7 protein-coding genes are annotated in these 6,170 nt (G+C 39.5%); 6 read left to right on the top strand and 1 reads right to left on the bottom strand.

Translation table 11 applies throughout. The features are described from left to right. Positions 1-187 precede the first annotated feature (187 nt). From PWP39_RS02450 to PWP39_RS02425, 6 genes are read left to right on the top strand one after another with little or no spacing between them, the layout of a single operon-like run. Positions 188-448 (top strand): stationary phase-response protein, encoded by a 261-nt coding sequence (locus tag PWP39_RS02450; protein ID WP_014835090.1) that lies wholly within the window; start codon positions 188-190, stop codon positions 446-448. A gap of 51 nt (positions 449-499) precedes the next feature. Next, complete coding sequence (locus tag PWP39_RS02445; RefSeq protein WP_014835089.1) at positions 500-853, top strand: ASCH domain-containing protein; 354 nt, start codon at positions 500-502, stop codon at positions 851-853. Continuing rightward, the gene (locus PWP39_RS02440) at positions 850-1,545 is read left to right on the top strand and encodes a DUF1614 domain-containing protein (protein ID WP_011011352.1); all 696 of its coding nucleotides are present in this window, start codon (positions 850-852) and stop codon (positions 1,543-1,545) included. Before PWP39_RS02445 ends, PWP39_RS02440 begins: the two co-directional genes overlap by 4 nt. Positions 1,546-1,557: 12 nt before the next feature. Next, complete coding sequence (locus PWP39_RS02435; RefSeq protein ID WP_011011351.1) at positions 1,558-2,397, top strand: ribose-phosphate diphosphokinase; 840 nt, start codon at positions 1,558-1,560, stop codon at positions 2,395-2,397. A gap of 52 nt (positions 2,398-2,449) precedes the next feature. After that, a complete protein-coding gene (gene glmU, locus PWP39_RS02430) occupies positions 2,450-3,712 on the top strand; it encodes a bifunctional sugar-1-phosphate nucleotidylyltransferase/acetyltransferase (protein ID WP_288072362.1) in 1,263 nt (420 codons plus the stop codon). Further along, entirely contained in the window at positions 3,709-4,782 is a 1,074-nt protein-coding gene (locus PWP39_RS02425; RefSeq protein ID WP_288072360.1) for a DUF835 domain-containing protein, read from the top strand. The genes glmU and PWP39_RS02425 overlap by 4 nt, the downstream gene beginning before the upstream one ends. Here the strand turns inward: PWP39_RS02425 and PWP39_RS02420 are convergent. Then, positions 4,768-6,165: an acetate--CoA ligase family protein gene (locus PWP39_RS02420; protein ID WP_011011348.1), complete on the bottom strand. Its 1,398-nt coding sequence runs from the start codon at positions 6,163-6,165 to the stop codon at positions 4,768-4,770. The two genes, PWP39_RS02425 and PWP39_RS02420, sit on opposite strands and share 15 nt — an antisense overlap. Between the last annotated feature and the right edge of the window lie 5 nt (positions 6,166-6,170).

The raw sequence follows: 6,170 nt of genomic DNA, 5'->3' as shown, positions 1-6,170 counted from the left end.
ATAGAATGCTCTCAGCCTTCATTTCTCTCCCTTCTTTTTCTGAAAAATTATCAGAAACTTAAACCTAACGCCCTACCGCTTATCCTAACAGTATCTTTTTTTCAACGGAAAAATTTTTAGCATGATCTAAGTTAATTCTACACAGGGATTTAGTTACCTATTGTAAATGATTGTGGAGGTGGTAGTAATGACAAACATTGAGGAAAGAATTAATCAAATAATCCAGGTTCTTAGAGAACAAGTTGTTCAAGACACAGCTGTTCCAAGAAATATTAGGAGAGCTGCCGAGCAAGCAATTGAGGCTTTACAAAACAAGGAGAAAGAACCAGCGGTTAGGGCCGCTGATGCAATTGCAATACTTGAGGAAATTAGTGAAGACCCCAATATGCCTCTTCACACAAGAACTATCATTTGGGAAGTTTTGGGAGCATTAGAACAAATTAAGTGAATGGAGTTGAACTTATATAGATCTTTTTTCTTTTTTTATTTCGGGAGTCGTATGAAGGGGTTAATAGTTCGACAACCTTATGCTAAGTGGATCGTGGAGGGTAAAAAAAGCTGGGAAATAAGAAAAATGCCAACTAAAATAAGGGGAAAAATTGTGATTATTTCTGAGAAAAAAGCTCTTGGCACTGTAGAGATTGTTGATGTCCTAGGCCCTTTTACTCCAGAAGAGCTCAGCAAACACGAAAATAAGCATCTTGCAAGTTATGAGTTTTTAAAGAGATACTCAAACGGAAAAAAACTTTACGCTTGGGTACTGGCAAATCCTCAGAAGTTTGAAAATCCAATAGACGTTGAGATACCAAATGGAGCGCAAATCTGGGTAAATCTGAGGGGGTTCACACTTTGAAAAAATTTCTTATCCCTCCAATCTCCCCAATCATTCTTCTTGTTCTTGCCCTCTTAATGCCTATAATATTTTTAATGTTTGCAGAAAGTGTGAGGATTGCATTTCTTAAGCTTGGAATTCCAGCCTCAGTTGCCTACCTTTTATTCATCTCCTCCCTTTTCGGTAGCTTTATCAACATTCCAATTGCCGAAATAAAATCATACGTTCCAACAATCAAGGTCTCAGAAGTAACTTTTTTTGGCATTAGGTATGTGGTTCCTTATTTGGATATCTCGGAAGATATAACAGTTGTAGCTGTAAACCTTGGAGGATGCTTAATTCCCCTAAGCGTTTCCTTGTACATTCTTTTGACAATAATGAAGACAGTAGGAATTCAAGGAGTACTAAGAGCTATCATTGCGGTAGTTGTGGCTTCTCTTGTAATTAACTCCGTCTCAAGACCAGTTAAAGGGCTTGGAATAGCTGTGCCAACTTTTGTTCCCCCCTTGGTTGCGATTTTATTAGCCCTAATATTGGACACAAACAAACCTGCAATTGCATATATATCAGGAACCTTAGGAACGCTGATAGGAGCTGATCTTATGAACTGGAGAAAGCTAAAAAATATAGGCGCACAGATGGTTAGTATTGGAGGTGCAGGAACTTTTGATGGAATATATCTTTCCGGTTTATTTGCCGTGCTCTTAGTGTAGGGGGTAGGAAAGATGTTGGTGATAGGGAGTGGAGCAAAACATCTAGAGGGGGAAATAAAAGAAAAAGCCCCAATTACCAACGTTGAAATTAAAAAATTTCCAGACGGAGAAAAGTACGTAAGAATACTAGAAAAGGGAGATAAAGCCATAGTTGTTCAGTCCACATACAAACCCCAAGATGAATTCTTGATTGAAGCCTTACTCTTAGGAGATGCACTAAGGGAGAATGGATACAGGAAGCTAAAGATAGTTATTCCATACATGGCATATTCACGACAGGATCGAGTGACAAAAGAGGGAGAGCCTATAAGCATTAGGGCAGTACTAAAAATGCTTGGTCTTTACTATGATGAGCTCTATGTCATGGACATTCACAATCCAAAAACTCTAGAATTCTTCCCCGGGAGAGCAGAGAATATTTTACCTTCAAAAGAAATTGCCGAGTATTTTAGTGATAAACTTGGAGAAGGAATAATTTTAGCTCCAGATAAGGGGGCATTAGAAAGAGCAAAGGCAATTGCAGAGATTCTTGGCTTAGAATATAGCCACTTTGAGAAGAAAAGAATATCACCAACAGAGGTCCAGATGACTCCTGTGAATATTGATGTAAAAGGGAAGAACGTCCTAATAGTTGACGACATAATAAGCACAGGAGGAACTATGATAAAAGCTACTGAGATACTTAGAAAGTTGGGAGCAGAAAAAGTATTCGTAGCAGCAACTCATGGAGTTTTTGCAGAGGGAGCTATTGAAAGGTTAAGTAAGGCGGTTGATGAGCTGGCAGTTACGAATACAATTCCAACACCAGTGTCAAAGATAAGCATAGTTCCTGAGATCTTGAACCTTCTATAGTAGCGAAACTTATTTCTATCTTTTATTTAAATATCAATAATGGGGAGTTAGTATGAAAGCTATAATACTTGCCGCTGGAAAAGGTGAAAGGCTTAGGCCACTCACTGATGATAGGCCAAAGGTTGTTCTAAAGATCGCCAACAAACCAATAATCAGCTATGTTCTTGAAAACATCAATCCATTTGTGGATGAGTTTATCATAGTTGTTAAGTACATGAAGGAGAAAGTTATTGATTTGCTCGGTGATGAATTTCACGGAAAGCCAATAACTTATGTGGAGCAAGGAGAGAATGAGGGAACAGCGGCAGCAGTGTATTCCGTAAAAGAGTTTATAGAACCCAATGAAGAGTTTTTTGTTGTCAACGGGGATTTATATTTTGAGCCCGATGCAGTAAAGGGTCTTCTTCATGTTTTCAAGAAAGAGAAAGGAGATGCAGGGATCGTAGTTAAGGAATTCGAAAACCTCAGTCAATATGGAATGGTAGAGGTAGAGAACGGTAAGGTGAAAGGGATAATAGAAAAGCCAGGCAATGTCAAAGGATATGCAAACCTAGGAATATACATTTTCAAGTCAGATGTCTTTGATTACATAGAGAACACCGAAATAAGTGAGAGGGGAGAATATGAGATTACAGACACGATAAACCTCATGATAAAAGATGGCAAAAGTGTGGTTTACTACAACTATGAAGGATTCTGGAGCGATATTGGAAGGCCATGGGACTTACTTGAAGTGAATGAATACATTCTAAAAACTAAGCTAAAACACGAGATAAGAGGAGTTGTCGAAGAGGGAGCAACAATAATCCCACCTGTGGAAATTGGAGAGGGAACAATAGTAAGGGCAGGAAGCTACATAATCGGGCCCGTTAAGATCGGAAAGAACTGCAGAATTGGGCCAAACTGCTTCATAAGACCATGTACAAGCATAGGTGACAATTGCCACATAGGAAATGCCGTCGAAGTTAAAAATTCCATAATAATGGATAACTCAAATGCTCCCCACCTAAACTATGTGGGAGATTCAATAATTGGGGAGAATACAAATCTTGGAGCTGGAACAATAACAGCTAACCTGAGGCATGACAGGGGAACTATCAAGGTTGAAGTTAAAGGAAAGTTAGAGGATTCAGGGAGGAGAAAGCTCGGTGCAATAATTGGGCACAATGTAAAAGTGGGAATAAACGTTACAATTTACCCAGGGAGAAAAATTGGTAGCAACTCTTTCATAGGTCCAGGAGTTATAGTTGATAAGAACGTTCCTCCAAACGTTCTTGTTACTGTTAAGCAAGAGAAAAAGGTGGTTGAGAAATGATTATTCCAATTTTAAATTTTGTTTCAAGATGGGTATTAGCTGGAGCTTCCCTATATAAGACATTAAAAAATAAAGATAAAGGATGGGGACTAATTACGCTAGGCTTCACACTTTCAGCTCTAGACATTGAAGAGTACATATTAGAACCCCTGGGAATAAAAGTAGCCCCAGAACTTTCTCCAATTTCCCAGAGTGTTTCAATGTTTTACGTAGGATTTTTCTTCCTAGCAGGCGGGCTATTAATTAAGTTAAAGGATATCACCCTAAAGCATGAAGCTATTCTCAGTACGATTGTTCTACTTTCCTACATATGGATATTTATGATTGCAACTAAAATAATCACGGGAGACAGTGCCCTAATATTTCCATCAATTGTCTTCAGCCTCTCTACGATTTATTTAGGCCTAATCTTTCTAAACTATATAGTAAATCCGAAATCATTGGAAATCTTACTCCCCCTGGGACTTATTGGGTTAGGCGCCCTAAATCTAACATATCCATTCACCAGAAACATAGAGTGGTTTGCAAGCTTTGCATTTCTTACTGCAAGCATTCTTAGAGTACTATCGGCTATTGGTATAGTGAAGCTTGTCTTCTTTGCCCCACCATCGCCTTCCCGAAGAGAGTCCCCTACACAATTGAAACCAGGAGCATGTTGGAGTGACAATCCTAAGAAAGTACTGGAAATGTTATCTCCCATGAACATAATAGCGATAACAAGGAGTATACCAGAAAATACTCCAAACTCATGGTTTATCTACTGGCTTACCAAGGTGGAAGAAGGAGAAGTTAGAGAAAATATATATGCTATTTCACCAACAAAGCTCGAAATTTTACCAGATTTAGTCAAAAAAGCCTTAAAACTAGGGTATGATGGGGTCTATATTGACGGGATAGAAGCTCTCGTAATTGAAAATGGGTTTAAGTCTGTAGCTAAGTTTCTACTACATATCAAGGACATCGTCCTAGCAGAGAATAAGTTTATTATTTTAACTCTTGATCCACGAGCACTAAAGGAAGAGGAAATCAAGATAATAGAAAAAGAATTCAAGAAATTAGAGCTCAGCTAAATACTTTCCATACTTAATCAGGGCATAAACTGCATCTACCCCATCCTCAACTGTTTCAAAGACTGGAATCCCCTTTTCCTCTATTTTTCTCGCCATTCTTTCTGGATACTCACCACCTGGGGCCACAAAGACTATTGGCTTTCCGTACTCCTTAACTCTCTCCATAACGTCCACTATTCCTTCGTCCAAAGCTGGACTCTGGAAGAGCGCTATCACAACAACTATGTCAACATTTGGATCCTCTAGAACATATCTAATCGCAGTCTCATATCTACTTGAGGGTGCATCCCCAATTACATCAACTGGATTCTTATAGCTCATGTGCTCAGGCAATAGTCCCTCTTCAATGGCCTTTCTGAACTTTTCTTTAGTTTCCTCCGTGAATTCTGCCAACTTTAGACCTGCCTCTAGAAGACCATCGCTCATCATTACTCCAGCCCCACCACCATTAGTCACTATTGCAACTCTATCTCCCTTGGCTGGACTTTGCATCGCTAAGGCTTTCGCATAGTTAAAGAGCTGTCTCATGCTTTTAGCTGCAAGAACACCAGTTTGCTCGAATGCTGCTTGATATATTTTGTAACTTCCAGCGAGTGAGCCTGTGTGAGAAGCAGCAGCCTTGGCTCCAGCCTCAGTCCTTCCAGCCTTAAGAATAATTACGGGCTTGACTTTTGTAGTCTCTTTAGCCGCATTGAAAAACTTTCTTCCATCCTTTACTCCCTCTATATAGGCTGTTATTACCTTGGTTTTTGGATCATCCTTTAGATATAGCATAAAGTCACTCTCGTCTAAATCTGCCATGTTTCCCAGGCTAATGAACTTGCTCATTCCGACTTCATGCCTTGCAGCCCAGTCAAGTATGGCTGCCCCAAAAGCACCACTTTGGCTCATAAACGCTATTGGGCCAAATTTTGGCCTTGCCTGTCTTTCTGGAGGATTAAAATTACAATCAAACCCATTCTCCAAGTTAGTAACCCCAAGACAATTGGGACCAACTACACGTATTCCCCACTTTCTAGCCCTCTTTACCAGCTCTTCCTCAAGATCTGCCCTTCCTGCCTCCTTAAATCCAGCTGAAATAACAATGGCACCTTTGACTCCTTTTTCTCCACACTCATCAATTACATCAGGAACGAACTTTGCTGGAACAGCTATTACAGCTACATCGACTTCATCTGGAATTTCCTTTATACTTCTGTAAACCTTGAACTTCTTTCCATTTATCTCAATTTCTCCTTCCTTCACGTTCACTGGGTAGACTTTTCCATTGAAATTTGCTGCGAGAGACTTCATTATTGCATTTCCCACTTTCCCAGGTGTTGCAGAAGCTCCTATTACTGCAACGCTCTTTGGATAAAATAGAAAGTCTAGGTTAACTGTCATTGTTT

Source organism: Pyrococcus sp. (assembly GCF_030153625.1).
Lineage (GTDB): Archaea > Methanobacteriota_B > Thermococci > Thermococcales > Thermococcaceae > Pyrococcus > Pyrococcus furiosus.
This window is presented reverse-complemented; position numbering and strand designations above follow the sequence as displayed.

Bases quoted from the DNA above. Each gene is read 5' to 3' on its own strand.
- PWP39_RS02450 (WP_014835090.1), top strand. From the start codon at position 188: ATGACAAACATTGAGGAAAGAATTAATCAAATAATCCAGGTTCTTAGA.
- PWP39_RS02445 (WP_014835089.1), top strand. From the start codon at position 500: ATGAAGGGGTTAATAGTTCGACAACCTTATGCTAAGTGGATCGTGGAG.
- PWP39_RS02435 (WP_011011351.1), top strand. From the start codon at position 1,558: ATGTTGGTGATAGGGAGTGGAGCAAAACATCTAGAGGGGGAAATAAAA.
- glmU (WP_288072362.1), top strand. From the start codon at position 2,450: ATGAAAGCTATAATACTTGCCGCTGGAAAAGGTGAAAGGCTTAGGCCA.
- PWP39_RS02425 (WP_288072360.1), top strand. From the start codon at position 3,709: ATGATTATTCCAATTTTAAATTTTGTTTCAAGATGGGTATTAGCTGGA.
- PWP39_RS02420 (WP_011011348.1), bottom strand. From the start codon at position 6,165: ATGACAGTTAACCTAGACTTTCTATTTTATCCAAAGAGCGTTGCAGTA.